The sequence below is a fragment of the Methylophaga muralis genome, assembly GCF_001720165.1.
GTDB classification, from domain to species: domain Bacteria; phylum Pseudomonadota; class Gammaproteobacteria; order Nitrosococcales; family Methylophagaceae; genus Methylophaga; species Methylophaga muralis.
This window is the reverse complement of sequence record NZ_MCRI01000020.1, coordinates 1-14,177: the sequence shown is the minus strand read 5'-3', so window position 1 is coordinate 14,177 and position 14,177 is coordinate 1. Positions and strand designations below refer to the sequence as shown.

Here is a 14,177-nt window from a genome sequence, read left to right as displayed (position 1 = left end):
AAACGGGCAATCCGAAGATTGCCCGTTCTTATTTTATTGCTAAGGAAAGTGGTTATTCCATATTAGCGTGTCTATATCTCATCTCTTCTTCCGGAATACCTTTCTCATGAATTAAATGAGAAACGATAGCTTCCAGGAAAATCAATGTAGACAATTCAAACATGGTTCCCATCGGCATGCCCTTTGTAGGAGCAAAGCTGTCATCGGTACCAATTTGAATTGTTTTATCTGCAAGATCACCAATCGTTGAACTGGATTTTGAACAAATCAAAACCACTTTTGCTTTCTCAGATTTAGCTTTATTTGCAAATGAAACCAGCTGTGTTGTTTCACCAGAACCAGAGATAACGATTAACAAATCGCCTTCGCGGATGCTTGGTGTACTGATTTCACCTTGAACATAGACAGTGTAACCACTATGCATCAGCCTCATACCCAGGAAGTTTCCTACCAGTCTTGAACGACCTGCACCAGTGATGAAGATACGCTTGGCATCATCACACATAGCAACAAATTCAGCTTCAAGCGAACTGTCAGTGGCTTTCAGGATATCAGTGATTTTGTTTACAACTAGATCACGATGCATTGTCATTTTACTAATCCTTATGCTGCGTCAACCAATGCACGCAGTTCTTTAGCAGATTCAGCTGGAGAAGGAGCACCGTAGATAGCTGCACCAACAACAACGATATCAGCGCCAGCACGAACAGTGCTTTGGATAGTATCTTTGTTGATACCACCAGCAACAGAAACTTTAACATTCAGACCCAAACCAGCGATGGTTTTCAGATCTTCGAATGGAGTTTGACCAGCAGCTTGTGCGTCCAGACCAGTGTGAACACCGATGATGTGCGCGCCGTTAGCAGCAGCTTCTTTAGCAACAGCAGCTTTATCTTCAACACCGATCAAATCGATTTGAGCTTCAGCATTGTTAGCGTTTGCAGCTTTGATAACGCCTTTCATGGTAGCCATATCAGAAGCGCCTAAAACAGTAGTGATATCACCACCAGCTTCAAAGAAAGGAGTTGCTTCGTATTCACCAGCATCCATAGTTTTCAGGTCAACCAGAATTTTTTTGTCTGGGTGAGCAGCTTTCAGAGCTTTAACTAATTTCAGACCGTTGTATTTGATGCAAGGTGTACCGATTTCCAGAATATCGACGTAAGGAGCGACTTGTTCAGCCAGCGCCATAGTTGCGTCAAAATCCAATGAATCCAGAGCCATTTGAATTTCAGCCATGTTATTTTACTCCTAAGATTTAAAAAAATTATTGTCACGCTGCAATAGTGCGAGCGGGACTATAGTTCAGAATTTGGCGGCAAGTCAATTGAGCCAAAAACTGTTGAGTCAGGTTGCAGGGTTAGCCGCAACCTGACTGCAGATTGCTAATCAAGAAATTAGCTTTCCAGATTTGCCAGACGTGTAGCCAGCAGTTCTTCCAATGTTTCCAATGCTTTGGCAAAACCATCAATACCTTCAGACAGTTTTTCTGCCGCCATGCGGTTTTCAGCATGCATCGCATCAAAAGTAGCTTTGTCCAAATTCAGTTTTGCAACATCTGCTTTTGCAGCAACTTCAGGCGACAATTTACGTTCCAGAGTACCTTCAGTTTTTTGCAATTCATCTAACAGGCCTGGAGAAATAGTTAATAAATCAACGCCTGCCAATTCAGTGATTTCACCAACGTTACGGAAGCTTGCACCCATAACTTCAGTGTTGTAACCAAATTTTTTGTAGTAGCTGTAGATTTCAGTGACAGACAATACACCTGGATCTTCATGTGCTTCGTATGAATCACGACCACTGTCTTTTTTGTACCAATCCAGAATACGGCCAACAAATGGTGAAATCAGGGTAATGCCGTTCTCAGCACAAGCAACAGCTTGGTGCAGACCGAACAATAATGTCAGGTTAGTGTGGATACCTTCTTTTTCAAGCACAGCAGCTGCTTGAATACCTTCCCAAGTCGCCGCAATTTTGATCAGAATACGATCGCGTGAAACACCAGCTGCTTCATATTGAGCAATCAGGTCACGACCTTTGGCAATAGTTGCTTCAGTGTCATAAGAGAGACGTGCGTCTACTTCAGTTGAAACACGACCTGGAATGATTTCCAGAATTTTCAGACCAAAAGAAACGGCCAAACGGTCAAACGCTAAAGAGACTACTTCTGATGCAGGTGCATCGGCACCCAAAGATTGACGAGCTGCTTTCAAAGTATCGTCAACGATACCTTGATATTGTGGCATTTGTGCCGCTGCAGTAATCAATGATGGGTTAGTTGTTGCATCACGAGGAGTGTACTTTTCAATTGCTTGAATATCACCGGTATCAGCAACAACGACGGTCATTTGCTTTAATTGATCAAGTAAATTCGCCATTTTCTTACCTTTATGAGTTAGTTTGTGGAGCTATTGAGCTTAAGTAAAATTCGTATGCGAAATACACGGCCAGATGTTAATCCGGTCGCTATCATCCCTGATTTTAAAACAGGGCCCGCTAGTAGAGGGTTGTATTAAGCTTTACTGCGAATATAACGTTCAACGCCAGTCAACGGTGCTGCATTAGCTTTGCTGCGAATATATTTTTCAACACCTGTCATCGTTTTATTTGAAGACAACTGACTGCGAATATATTTTTCGACGCCCGTTAATTTTGAGCCACTGTTTGATTGGGCACGGATATAACGTTCTACACCAGTTAAACCATCATTCGCTTTTTTCGAAGCTGGTGCAGCTGCTGCTTTGGATTCTGGTTTGCAGCAACTATCACTGTCAGATGAAAACAAACCTTTAAAAAAGCTGCAGATTGAAGCAAAAAAACCTTTATCACTCATGAGTATACCCCTGTTACATTTTTTAACCCCATCTGCCCAACATGATGAGGTTGGTGCAACGGGTAAATTACTATTTTAGATTCTTTGTGGCAAGCCAGCAGGCTCAGACGTAGGATTATAATCACGCTCTGGTGTTTTTGACCAATTTATCTGCATGGTCAATAACTTACTGCTGGTACAACTAACACACTAAAAAATCGGATGAGTCAGTAAAGCTTAAAAAAAACGAGTGGCACTGGGCCACTCGTTTTATTTGCGCTACTGTTTATTCTGCTTATGCAGCATCAACTAATGCACGCAGTTCTTTAGCAGATTCTGCTGGAGAAGGTGCGCCGTAGATAGCGGCACCAACAACAACGATTGTTGCGCCAGCTTGAATTGTTTTTTGGATAGTGTCTTTGTTCAGACCACCAGCAACAGAAATGCGAACACCCAAATTCAAAGATGCAATTGCTTGTAAATCAGCAAAAGGTGTTTGACCAGCTGCTTGTGCGTCCAGACCAGTGTGAACACCGATGATTTGTGCGCCATTTTTTGCAGCTTCAGTTGCAACAGCTTTTTTATCTCTAACGCTGATCAAGTCAATTTGAGCTTCTGCATTGTTTGCGTTGGCTGCTTTAATAACGCCGCCCATTGTAGCTTTATCAGAAACACCCAAAACGGTACAAATATCAGCACCAGCTTCATAGAAAGGGGTTGCTTCGTATTCACCAGCATCCATAGTTTTCAGGTCAACCAGAATCAGGTTGTTAGGGAACTTGGTTTTCAGGGCAGTAACGATTTCCAAGCCATTGTATTTGATGCAAGGAGTACCGACTTCCAGAATGTCGACATAAGGGGCAACTTGTTCTGCCAATGCGAGAGTTTGATCGAAGTCCAGAGAATCCAGAGCCATTTGGATAAGTGCTTTTGCCATGCTGACATGCTCCTAATAATTGATTTAATTTGTAGTTTTACGTTGAAAATACGCTCGCAGACTATAAAGCACTATGTTCATTTCTGTCAATTTTTCCGGTTTTTTAACGATTTTCGCGTTCATTCATTACTGGACAGTCTATTTTGTTCTGTGCGAGGCTTCTGACACATTCTCATAATATAAATTTATTTAATAAGCAGGTAATCATGCTGACAATCAATAACCTGGGTGGCTTTATCATCGATATGGATGGAGTTTTGTGGCACGGTAATAAACCGCTGCCGGGGTTAACAGAATTTTTTTCGATTTTGCGCAAGGTCAATATTCCATTTGTTCTTGCGACAAATAACGCCAGTCTCACGCAACAACAATATATTGATAAATTAGCCAATATGGAGGTTGAGGTTCACCCGAATGAGATTCTAACTTCCAGTATGGCAACTGCACGATACCTCAAAGACACATTATCCCCAGCTAAACGACGTGTGTTTGTAATAGGAGAGTCGGGCCTGATTGAGCCATTACAGCAACAAGGTTTTGAGGTGACATCTACTTATTATCCGACTGAGCCACAAGCTACTACCGATAATATTTGGGCAGATCTTGTCGTTTCAGGTTTAGATAGAAAGTTGAGTTGGGATAAGTTAGCTACGGCAACCTTGAATATTCGTGCTGGTGCGGAGTTTTATGCGACCAATGCGGATACCACGCTACCTACAGAACTTGGTGAAGTTATGGGAAATGGTGGGGTATTAGCGGCACTTACTGCAGCAACCGGGGTAAAACCTATTGTAATTGGTAAACCGGAGCCTATTTTGTATCAACAGGCTTTTGAAATTCTTGGTACCGATAAACACAATACTATTGCCATTGGCGACAGACTGGATACCGATATTCTTGGGGCTGTTAATGCTGGTATGCGCAGTATGATGGTATTAACAGGTGTTTCGTCAGAAGTTGATCTGGCAGAAATTGATTATCGTCCTGACTGGATTTTCCAGGATATTCAGGAAATAACGACATTATTAAAACAGCTCTGAAAAAGGGAGTGAGAGTAATGAAAAAAATAATTAACCACGTCGATAATGTGCTTGATGAAAGCCTTAATGGCTTTGCCAAAGCACATCAGGATATTGTTGCGCTAAATCAACAACCAACCTTTGTTCGTCGTCTTACGGCTTCATCAACCCCCAAAGTCGCTTTAATTTCTGGCGGTGGCGCAGGACATGAGCCACTCCACACCGGTTTAGTTGGCAAAGGTATGTTGGACTCCGCTTGTCCCGGTCAAATCTTCACTTCACCGACTCCCGATCAAATGCTGGCTGCTGCAGAATCGGTTGAAAATGGTGCAGGGGTTTTATTTATTGTCAAAAACTATGCGGGCGATGTTATGAACTTCGAGATCGCGGCTGAAATGCTCGACTGTCAGCATGACACTGTATTGGTCAAAGATGATGTGTCACTACCCGAAAACCATAGTACTGGTCGTCGCGGTGTTGCAGGAACATTGATAGTTGAAAAAATTGTCGGTGCTGCAGCTGAGCAAGGTCAGGATCTGAGTCAATGCAAAGCCCTGGGTGATCACGTTGCCAAAAACACTGCTTCGATGGGATTTGCCTTAAGCAGTTGCACTGTGCCAGCTGCTGGTCGACCAACTTTTGATATCAGTGATAACGAGATCGAAATGGGCGTAGGTATCCATGGTGAAAGAGGCCGTGAACCGATGACTATGGCTTCTGCGGAGGAGCTGGTTCAGCATATTACTGCAGCGATTGATAAAGAACTAAATCCTCAATCAGGCCAACAGATTTTGCTGCATGTAAATGGTTTTGGTGCCACACCGTTAATGGAACTCTATCTGGTTTATGATCTGGCGGCTAAATTCTGGGAAGACAAGGGCGTTGAAATCAAACGCTCTTTAGTAGGTAACTTTACCACTTCACTGGATATGGCCGGCTGTTCAGTCACATTGACCCTGCTCGATGATGAAATGATTGCATTATGGGATGCTCCAGTGAATACCGCAGCGCTTCGTTGGGGGTGTTAATTTTTACCGAGCTCATCAGCGATAACACATAAGATTAATTGACTAGTTCGGGCACCAGCATCAATGTGCCCCCTGGCACGTTCGCCTAAAAATGAGGCACGTCCCTTAGTCGCCAGCATTTCTTTGGTGGACAGCATTCCATCAATTGCCGCGGTTTTGATATTTTTCAATACGCTGGATCTATCTTGCGATTCTAAAACGGCGGTTTGTAAAGTGTTCATAACAGGAATCAGAGTATCGAGCATAGTTTTTTCACCGATGTCAGATTTCCCTCTGGCCTTTATGGATTCGACACCAGCCGTATAAATAGCCGTTACACCGGCAAGATCCAGCTGATGATCTTTAGCTGTTTTACCCATACTGACAAACATGGAGCCAAGTAATGATCCAGAGGCGCCGCCCATAGTTGACATCAACGTCATGCCAATTTTCATAAGCGCTGCAGACCAATCAAGCTGAATTAATTCATTATTGAGCTTGGCTACTGCATCCAATCCTCGTAAAAGATTGGTGAGATGATCACCATCACCTATTGCTCGGTCCAGAGCAGAGATTTCTTCTTCGTTATTGAGCATTTCAGATTGAATTGCCTGAATCAAATGGGGCAAGATGTTGGTATCAGTCATTAGTATTGCCAGTAGTTTTGTTATTGAGAGCCAAATTACTGAATCAGTATCATCAGGTCAACTCGCTAGGCAACGCTTGGAATGCTTCAGCGGAATAAATTGTCTCAATAAATGCTAATTAAAGATTTCTATTTTTGTTTTGGAGGCAATGGATGAATAGGCGGAATAATTTCAGCGTTAAGTAATAAACGGCCACAGACGACACCACGAAGCGTAATCATTTGATCGGCAATCATATTTAATCGATTGGCAGGGCCCTGCACCAGAATGACCGATAAAGTATTGGTATGTGTCAAATTGACATTCAGGCTACTAATAACCTCATCAATATATTCGAATTGAAGATCATGAAGCCGCTTTTGCAGGCCTGGAATGGAATGGTTATAAACCAGATTAACGGTACCAGTCATTACCGTGTCACCTTGCTGGGTCCGGTGTTCATTGATTTGTAAATTAATCATATCGCAGATTGCCTGAGATCGACTGTCAAAGCCTCGTTTGCCAACCATTTCGTCCAGTTCATCCAAGAGGGCTTCTGGCATCGAAATGCTAATACGACAGACTTTTTCCTTACTCATCATTACTCCTAGAGCCTTGGTATCAATTTTGAAGGCTGATTTATTTTAGTTGATACGCTGCGAGGAGAAAACCATCACCCCAGTTTTCTGCTGGGGTGATGTGAATTGCGCCTAAAACAAGTGGCTATAGCGTTCTAATTCCCATGCACTGACCACGGTATGGTATTCATTCCACTCAGCTTGTTTGTAACGAATAAATTCGTTTCGTAACTCACTACCCAAGACTTTTTCGACAAATGGATCGGCAGCGAAGGCTTGAATGGCTTCATCCAACGTTCTGGGTAAAAACTGAATACCTAATTTTTCGCGTTCAACTTCGCTTAATTCGTATAAATTACCTTCTTGCGGTTTACCCGGATCCAGACCTTCTTTTATACCTTCCAGCCCGGCGGCCAAAGCTAATGCTGCAGCCAGATATGGATTAACAGCACCATCGGCGTTTCGAGATTCACAACGACCACCGCCCATAGGCACTCGAACAGAGTTGGTGCGGTTGTTTGAACCAAATGAGTTAAAAACTGGCGCCCAGGTGAAATAAGGCATATCGCCCTGACGAACCAGACGTTTGTATGAGTTTACTGTTGGTGCAAACACGGCACATAAAGCGGGACCATGTTTGAGAATACCGGCAATGAACTGGTATCCCAATTTAGTGAGCCCTAAACCATGCTCATCTTCTTCCGGTTTACATTGAAATAAGTTTGCGCCTGTCTCCAAATCATATAACGACATATTAAAGTGAGCACCCGTCCCGGTTTTGTTGGAAAACGGTTTAGGCATAAAGGTCGCTAACAAGTCTTCTTGTTTGGCATATTCTTTTGCCATCATTTTCAAAAAGGTGAAACGGTCACAACTGGTCACGGCATCAGCATAATTAAAGTCAAATTCAAACTGGCCATTGGCATCTTCATGGTCAAATGAATAGAGTCCCCAGCCGAGATCATCAATACTGGTTGCCATTTTGTCCAACCAGGTGAAATTACTTAAAAATGCTCGAGTGTCATAACAGGGTTTTTTCAACTTATCATCTGGATCGGGAACCGATAGCGTGCCATCAGCATTTTTCTTAACCAGATATACCTCAGCTTCAATGCCCAGGTTCATGCCATAACCCAAGGTTTTTGCCTGCTCCAACACGGATTTGAGCAAAACCCGGGTATTGAGCATATAAGGTTGTTTATACAAGGTATTATCTGCCGGCATCCAAGCTATTTCTGGCTGCCAGGGCATTTGAATAATATGGTCCAGGTCTGGAACGGATGCTATCTCATCGTCATTGGGTTGTTGGCCCAAACCATCAACGGCATAGCTGTATAAAGCTCTGAACCGTGAGCCATATGATGCAAATGTGACAGTGGAACGACTTTGCCTTTGGGAATACCATGAATATCAACATAGGTGCCCATGCAATATTTCACCCCTTTGCTTTTCAGATCTTCTTGAATTTTTTTGATTTCGTCATCTGATTTGATGTTAATCATGTTTATACCTTTGTAGATTAATTATTTAATACGAGAGACTGGTGATAGCTGTGATCCAGCGGTGGATGTTCATTAATCGCTTTCATCACCAACTGCGTTAAGTCTTCACACATCCAGTTGAACAATTTTTCACCGTCGACTTTGGTTGCTGCAGAGGGTTTTCCTGTTACGCCATTCAGGCTTGTACGATTAACCGGATGGCTGAACACACAACCATCTGTTCGATCTGGATCATCAGCGTCAGCTAATTTATCTTCACGAACTAACCCGGGATGTAAGGCCATCATCAGGCAGTCTCAGCCTGATTTGCGTGCCAGTCTTCAGCATCATCGTGATGAGCTTTTTTTACACGATCAGAGATTTGTGCAGTGTTGATGAGTCCGATCATCAAGTCGTCATGACGAGCTCGGAGCATTTCTAATGCACAACGAAGTGGCGCAGCATTGGTGACATGGCCATTAATCAATAGCAGTCGTTTAATTCCTGAAGACACGACCCAATCGCCGATATCAGAAATCACATCAATCAGTGTTTTAGGATTAAGCGCCATGGTTCCAGGCCAGCGTTTCGAATGGCCGATTGAACAACCATAAGGCAAGGTGGGTAATAAAAAAACAGGCGTATTTTTTGCCACTTCACGGCATAAGGTATCCGCGATAGCTGAATCCATACCGCAGCCCATATGTGGACCGTGTTGTTCAGTTGCCCCAACAGGAAGCAAAGCTGTGTCGACACCATTTTTGACAGCATCTGCAACTTCTTCCCACGTCATTTGATTCAATTCATACATTTAAAAAACACTCCCAACGTCATCGTTTACAGGCACCATCCGGATGAGGTTAAGGTGGTCTTCATCATCGTCCTGATTTGCCGGATGAATAAGTTGTTCCAAATGTTTTTTGGTGGCTAAAAACTCAGCGGTTAAAAACTGATCTGGATGACGCGGCTGTGGAATTGGGACTTCGATGATTTCCTGTACTTCACCAGGGTTGGATTTCAGAACCAGAATACGGTCAGCCAGATAGATGGCTTCATCCAAATCATGGGTAATAAAAAACACGGTGACATCAATGTTTTTCCAGATTTCCATCAAATGCGATTGCATCTTGCTGCGAGTTTGAGCATCCAATGCACCAAAAGGCTCGTCCATCAACAAGACTTTGGGTTTATTTGCCAGAGCCCTGGCAATGGCGACCCGTTGTTTCATTCCACCAGATAATTGATGTGGATAACTGTTTTCAAACCGCGATAAACCAATCAATTCAATCCACTGTCGAGCTTCTGCTTCAGCGCTTCCTTTGTTATAACCCGACTCACGTAAACCAAACATGATGTTCTGTTTGACCGAAAGCCAGGGAAATAAGGTATAGCCCTGAAATACCATGCCGCGTTCTGGTCCTGGTTTATCAACGGCTTTTCCATCCAGTCTGACTTCACCTTCGGAAGCTTGCTCCAGGCCGGCCATGATTCTAATCAAGGTTGATTTACCACAGCCTGATGGGCCAATCACACAAACAAATTCACGCTTATGTATTGTCAGGTTGATATCTTTTAATGCCGTTATCGTGCCGTGCTTGCTGCTGAAATATTTGCTTACTCCCTTTACTTCCATGGTGACAGGACGTTTTTTAATGCGAGCAAAACGATTTCGAACGGCATCTGTCTGCACACGATAGTCGGGTAATATTAAGTCGCTCATATCGTGCTCCTAATTTGTGTTTTGCCAAGGGAAAAAACGTCGACCCAGCCAGGCCAATAACAGATCAATGGTTAAACCTAAAATGCCGATAATGATGATGGCGGCAAACACATTGTCGAAATTTTTATAACGGGCTTGTTGAGTGATAAACCAGGTTATCCCCGAGCTGGTGCCAATTAGTTCCGCCACAATTAAGTATGTCCAAGCCCAGCCCAGCAGAATTCGGGTATCGCGATACAGATCAGGAAGAATGCCGGGTAAAACAATTCGAAACAGCATCGAACGATTACCGGCACCTAAGGTTTGCCCTGCTTCCAGCAAAGCGGGATCAAGTTTTCTGGTGGTGTTTGCCACAATTAAAACTTGCTGAAAAAACGTCCCAATAAAAATAATGGCTATTTTGGGGGCTTGGTAAATACCTAATATGGCGACAGCCAATGCACCGAAAGCCGGTGCAGGTAAATACCGGAAAAACTCAATAAAGGGTTCAAATAATCGCGAAAAAAAGTCATAGGTTCCGGCGAGAATCCCAAGTGGAATACCGATAATGGATGAGAGTAAAAATCCATAAAAAATAACCTGAAGACTGCTCCACAGACTTTCGTGCAGCCACAGTTCGCTACTTCGCGTTGGCGGCGTAGTAAACGAAGCGTAAAACGCTTTTACTACCTCATGCGGTGCTGGGAGATAAACAGGGTTAGCTGGAATGCCTGCAGGAAGTTCAGTCCCTTTTTCTGCTGCATTGATTGATTCTGTTTTAAACAGCACTTTATCAACCAGCATGTTTTCACGGAAATAACTCACCGAACCTGGCTGGGTGATTTCCACCATGGGATGCCAGATAAAAGGCACATAACTCACCACGCACCACAGTAATATCGGCAAGATAAAACTACAGATTGTCACCGTTTTTCGGCTACGTGGGTTAAGCGGTTTGTTCACTGAAAAAAGTGACATAGTCAGTACCTTTACAATTTCCAGACAAAACGATCTGCTGCCAGTTAACGACCAAAAAAATACCTTGAGAGAAATCAGGTACCGATACACAGCGGTACCTGATTACAGATTTATTCGCTTTATTCGTCTAACAGAAGTGAGGGATCGATATAGTTATCAACAGGCTGTTTATCGGCATAGACTTTATTGTCGACATTAAACTGATCCGCAATGGCTGTTGAACCATATAAAGAGCCAAACCCGTCTGCTTTTTTCATAAAAGACTGGGCCTCTTGTTTGGTCAGGATTTTGGTGCCATCGATAAAGGCTTCATACTCTGCCGGCTCAATACCGACTCTGGCAGCCATAATGCTGATAGCATCATCACGTGTTTCTGGATCGTTCAAGTAATCCACTGCCATGTACCAGGCATCAATGACTTTTTTCCATTCATCTCTCCGCGCTGCAAGGCTGGAAGGGGATACTGCTAAAACATCATAGATAAGACCAGGTTCATCAGCACTGGTATAGATTGGTTTAGAATCCGGTACCAATTGCAGAGCTTGTCCTGAGTTAGGCTGCCATGCTCCGATAGCATCAACCTGACGAGATGCTAAAACTTGTGGGGTTTCATTAGTGGGGACATTTACCAGGTTGACATCACTTTCTTTCATTCCCGCTTTTTCCAGGCCATTCATTAATAACAAATGAACAACAAAACCTAACTCAACACCAACCTTTTTGCCTTTTAAATCGCTGATTGAATTAATGCCTGGGCCACCGACGATCATGTCATTGCCATTGCTATAGTCATTAATCAGAATCATCACATTTTGAGCACCTGTCGCCCCGGTGACCAACGCATCACCATTAGTCATGGTCACGGCATCTAACTGACCTGCAGCAAAAGCGTCCATACTTGCGACATAGTCAAACCATTCAAACTGAACATCGACACCGACTTCTGCAAACATCTTTTTTTCAATTGCTATTTCCCACGCTACCCATCCTGGCCAGTCGCTGTAACCGATCTTTAATGGTTGTGCATAGGCATTGCCAGCAAAAAATAGACCCGCGATAAGTGAAATAAAAACGCTTTTTTTCATTTGGGATTCCTCGTCATTATTACGATTTACAAATGTGGTAATACTGGCATAGCAGTATGTATGCCATGACGAGAAAAAAAGATAGCTGCTTATTTGCTGAAGTTAAGTGATGATATTGAACGTTTGTAAATGACCATATAGCGTGAGTTGCGGAATAATGGCATGGTATTTCTTATGTCAAAAACAATCATTTTTGAGAATATTGGACGAGTTTGAAGGACAGCATAAAAGGAAGCTATGCACTAAAAAAGTATTTCTTTTGATAAGAAAGCCCCAAAAGTGGGCATGCGCCGAGCTTCTTAAAGGTTCAGAACGAGTTGGGCTTGGGGAGGGCAAACCTAAGTTTTAGGTCTTTCATTTGGCAAACAAAAGGCAACGTATAAGCGAGTTGCCTTTGCTTTTGCTGGCAAGTTTATAAGTAAGTCTTAACATGTCGACTAAGTTAATACGAGCGGCTGGAAACCAAAAAAAAGCCCCAACCCGAAGGTTGAGGCTTTTTATCAGCTTTAAACTAAATCTTGCGATTCAGTATGAAACTTATTACCAGCTAATGAAACCACCGACAGCGATAACATCAACTTTGTCTTTACCTGAACGCAAGTGGTATTCAGTTTCCATTTGTGAGTATTCAGCAACCAATTTCAGGTTAGCTGTTACATCATGGTAAACACCAAGAGTCCACATGCTGTTTTTGTCGAAATCTTCGTAGAAGGCATTAGTATCAGCATCAATCGCAGCACCTGCTGCAAATGTGTTGAGGCTATCACGTTTCAAAGAAGACTCACCGTATGAAGCGGCTACAAATGTTTGACCACCAAAACGGTAACCTAACTGTGCATAGTAACCATCACCATCACGTGCATTACCATCAGTTGTGTATGCACCTAAGCCGCCCAAACCAGCAACGCCTTGGCCTTTGCTGTCATAGTAAGCTGCAACGGCTTCGAAACCGCCGAATACTAACTGACCACCCAAAGTCCAAGCATTTGAACGCTCGCTGCTGCCGTCCAATTCAACACTTGAAGTCATACCATCTAACCACAATTTGGCAGAACCACCGTCAAATGCAGTTGCATAGCTTAAAGATGCTTCGTAACGTGGATCTTTTTCGTTAACTGTAGCTGGCATAAAAGTTGTGTCGTTATCAACGATAGCGGCAGCAAACTGGAAGCCATTCATGTCAACTGAAGTCCAACGGATTTGTGAACGCCAGTAAGCGTACTCATAACCGTAACCGATACGACCTAAAGAAGTTGCGCCAGTGTTTTGTGTGCCATTAGCAGTAAAGCTAGTTGCACCAACACCGAATAATGTTTGGTCTAACAGGATGTTGTTAGCAGAGTACAGGCCTAACGCTTTACCCATCAGGATTTGACCGAAGCCACCGTCAACTGTAGCAAACGCTTCACGTTGCTCCATAGCGTTACCATTTTGCAGGTAGCTGCCATTGTTAGTAGATGGAGAGATAGAAACACGTGCACCAACAGTCAGGCCATTGATTTCAGGTGCTTTAACGTTGAAACCCAGGAATGTAGGTAACAGACCGTTAGCAACTTGAGAGTTATCTTGGTTGCCGCCGTTACTGTTTTGATCAGTGTAGATATAGAATTGGTTGATGTTACCGTCAACGCTGAATTCATATCCGTTTTCGCCGCCAACAACGATTGTCGCGTTAGCTGCGCCGGCTGCTGCAAATGCTGCTGCGCCGACTAATGAAGCTAGTGTAGTTTTTTTCATGTCTGTCCACCTTATAATTGTTAACAGATTACTTTAAGTTTCTCTCGTAACCAGAGTCGTGCTCGGTTAAGAGTGTATTTTCCATATCTGGGAATTCATTGCAACACTTTTACAACAAAAAAATGCGACTTAGTTCATTTTGAGCTAAAAGTGTGTGTTTTTTACAACAGGTGTTATTGATGCTTAATACCGAAATGATATGGTTAATGGGGCTT

At 43.1% G+C, this 14,177-nt stretch carries 15 protein-coding genes and 1 pseudogene; 2 read left to right on the top strand and 14 right to left on the bottom strand.

Annotation, left to right across the window (positions count from 1 at the left end):
• Positions 1–52: 52 nt before the first annotated feature.
• From hxlB to hxlA (A9E74_RS08995), 5 genes are all read right to left on the bottom strand, one after another.
• Positions 53–592: a 6-phospho-3-hexuloisomerase gene (gene hxlB / locus A9E74_RS09015; RefSeq protein ID WP_084003021.1), complete on the bottom strand. Its 540-nt coding sequence runs from the start codon at positions 590–592 to the stop codon at positions 53–55.
• An 11-nt stretch (positions 593–603) separates the two neighbouring features.
• Positions 604–1,239 carry a 3-hexulose-6-phosphate synthase gene (gene hxlA / locus A9E74_RS09010; RefSeq protein ID WP_069296299.1) on the bottom strand — a complete coding sequence of 212 codons (636 nt, stop codon included), beginning with the start codon at positions 1,237–1,239 and terminating at the stop codon, positions 604–606.
• A 158-nt stretch (positions 1,240–1,397) separates the two neighbouring features.
• Complete coding sequence (locus A9E74_RS09005; protein ID WP_069296298.1) at positions 1,398–2,381, bottom strand: transaldolase; 984 nt, start codon at positions 2,379–2,381, stop codon at positions 1,398–1,400.
• 134 nt (positions 2,382–2,515) lie between these two features.
• Positions 2,516–2,836: a hypothetical protein gene (locus A9E74_RS09000; protein WP_069296297.1), complete on the bottom strand. Its 321-nt coding sequence runs from the start codon at positions 2,834–2,836 to the stop codon at positions 2,516–2,518.
• A 274-nt stretch (positions 2,837–3,110) separates the two neighbouring features.
• A complete protein-coding gene (hxlA, locus tag A9E74_RS08995; protein WP_069296296.1) occupies positions 3,111–3,752 on the bottom strand; it encodes a 3-hexulose-6-phosphate synthase in 642 nt (213 codons plus the stop codon).
• Positions 3,753–3,958: 206 nt separating this feature from the next.
• Between hxlA (A9E74_RS08995) and A9E74_RS08990 the strand changes: the two genes are divergently transcribed.
• Both A9E74_RS08990 and dhaK read left to right on the top strand, forming a co-directional pair.
• Positions 3,959–4,792, top strand: a complete 834-nt coding sequence (locus tag A9E74_RS08990) for an HAD-IIA family hydrolase (RefSeq protein WP_069296295.1) — start codon at positions 3,959–3,961, stop codon at positions 4,790–4,792.
• Positions 4,793–4,809: 17 nt separating this feature from the next.
• Positions 4,810–5,799 carry a dihydroxyacetone kinase subunit DhaK gene (gene dhaK / locus A9E74_RS08985; protein WP_069296294.1) on the top strand — a complete coding sequence of 330 codons (990 nt, stop codon included), beginning with the start codon at positions 4,810–4,812 and terminating at the stop codon, positions 5,797–5,799.
• Here dhaK and dhaL read toward each other — a convergent pair.
• The 9 genes and pseudogenes from dhaL to A9E74_RS08940 form a co-directional block, all read right to left on the bottom strand.
• A complete protein-coding gene (gene dhaL, locus A9E74_RS08980) occupies positions 5,796–6,425 on the bottom strand; it encodes a dihydroxyacetone kinase subunit DhaL (protein WP_069296293.1) in 630 nt (209 codons plus the stop codon). The two genes, dhaK and dhaL, sit on opposite strands and share 4 nt — an antisense overlap.
• Positions 6,426–6,553: 128 nt before the next feature.
• Positions 6,554–7,006, bottom strand: coding sequence for a nickel-responsive transcriptional regulator NikR (gene nikR, locus A9E74_RS08975; protein ID WP_069296292.1), 453 nt, complete (start codon positions 7,004–7,006; stop codon positions 6,554–6,556).
• Between the two features lie 108 nt (positions 7,007–7,114).
• Positions 7,115–8,296 (bottom strand): type III glutamate--ammonia ligase, encoded by a 1,182-nt coding sequence (glnT, locus tag A9E74_RS08970; protein WP_245652128.1) that lies wholly within the window; start codon positions 8,294–8,296, stop codon positions 7,115–7,117.
• Complete coding sequence (locus tag A9E74_RS14780; protein ID WP_245652127.1) at positions 8,266–8,484, bottom strand: hypothetical protein; 219 nt, start codon at positions 8,482–8,484, stop codon at positions 8,266–8,268. Before A9E74_RS14780 ends, glnT begins: the two co-directional genes overlap by 31 nt.
• Before the next feature lie 17 nt (positions 8,485–8,501).
• Positions 8,502–9,256, bottom strand: a pseudogene (locus A9E74_RS08965) (creatininase family protein).
• 18 nt (positions 9,257–9,274) lie between these two features.
• Entirely contained in the window at positions 9,275–10,183 is a 909-nt protein-coding gene (locus A9E74_RS08960) for an ABC transporter ATP-binding protein (protein ID WP_069296291.1), read from the bottom strand.
• Between the two features lie 9 nt (positions 10,184–10,192).
• Complete coding sequence (locus A9E74_RS08955; RefSeq protein WP_069296290.1) at positions 10,193–11,140, bottom strand: ABC transporter permease; 948 nt, start codon at positions 11,138–11,140, stop codon at positions 10,193–10,195.
• Between the two features lie 119 nt (positions 11,141–11,259).
• Positions 11,260–12,225, bottom strand: a complete 966-nt coding sequence (locus A9E74_RS08950; protein ID WP_069296289.1) for an ABC transporter substrate-binding protein — start codon at positions 12,223–12,225, stop codon at positions 11,260–11,262.
• A gap of 540 nt (positions 12,226–12,765) precedes the next feature.
• Positions 12,766–13,962, bottom strand: a complete 1,197-nt coding sequence (locus tag A9E74_RS08940) for a porin (protein WP_069296287.1) — start codon at positions 13,960–13,962, stop codon at positions 12,766–12,768.
• Positions 13,963–14,177 lie beyond the last annotated feature (215 nt).

Coding starts and splice junctions, on each gene's coding strand:
- A9E74_RS08955 (WP_069296290.1), bottom strand. CDS start 11,140: ATGTCACTTTTTTCAGTGAACAAACCGCTTAACCCACGTAGCCGAAAA.
- nikR (WP_069296292.1), bottom strand. CDS start 7,006: ATGATGAGTAAGGAAAAAGTCTGTCGTATTAGCATTTCGATGCCAGAA.
- dhaL (WP_069296293.1), bottom strand. CDS start 6,425: ATGACTGATACCAACATCTTGCCCCATTTGATTCAGGCAATTCAATCT.
- A9E74_RS08990 (WP_069296295.1), top strand. CDS start 3,959: ATGCTGACAATCAATAACCTGGGTGGCTTTATCATCGATATGGATGGA.
- A9E74_RS09005 (WP_069296298.1), bottom strand. CDS start 2,381: ATGGCGAATTTACTTGATCAATTAAAGCAAATGACCGTCGTTGTTGCT.
- A9E74_RS08950 (WP_069296289.1), bottom strand. CDS start 12,225: ATGAAAAAAAGCGTTTTTATTTCACTTATCGCGGGTCTATTTTTTGCT.
- hxlA (WP_069296296.1), bottom strand. CDS start 3,752: ATGGCAAAAGCACTTATCCAAATGGCTCTGGATTCTCTGGACTTCGAT.
- dhaK (WP_069296294.1), top strand. CDS start 4,810: ATGAAAAAAATAATTAACCACGTCGATAATGTGCTTGATGAAAGCCTT.
- A9E74_RS14780 (WP_245652127.1), bottom strand. CDS start 8,484: ATGATTAACATCAAATCAGATGACGAAATCAAAAAAATTCAAGAAGAT.
- hxlA (WP_069296299.1), bottom strand. CDS start 1,239: ATGGCTGAAATTCAAATGGCTCTGGATTCATTGGATTTTGACGCAACT.
- A9E74_RS08940 (WP_069296287.1), bottom strand. CDS start 13,962: ATGAAAAAAACTACACTAGCTTCATTAGTCGGCGCAGCAGCATTTGCA.
- A9E74_RS09000 (WP_069296297.1), bottom strand. CDS start 2,836: ATGAGTGATAAAGGTTTTTTTGCTTCAATCTGCAGCTTTTTTAAAGGT.
- A9E74_RS08960 (WP_069296291.1), bottom strand. CDS start 10,183: ATGAGCGACTTAATATTACCCGACTATCGTGTGCAGACAGATGCCGTT.
- hxlB (WP_084003021.1), bottom strand. CDS start 592: ATGACAATGCATCGTGATCTAGTTGTAAACAAAATCACTGATATCCTG.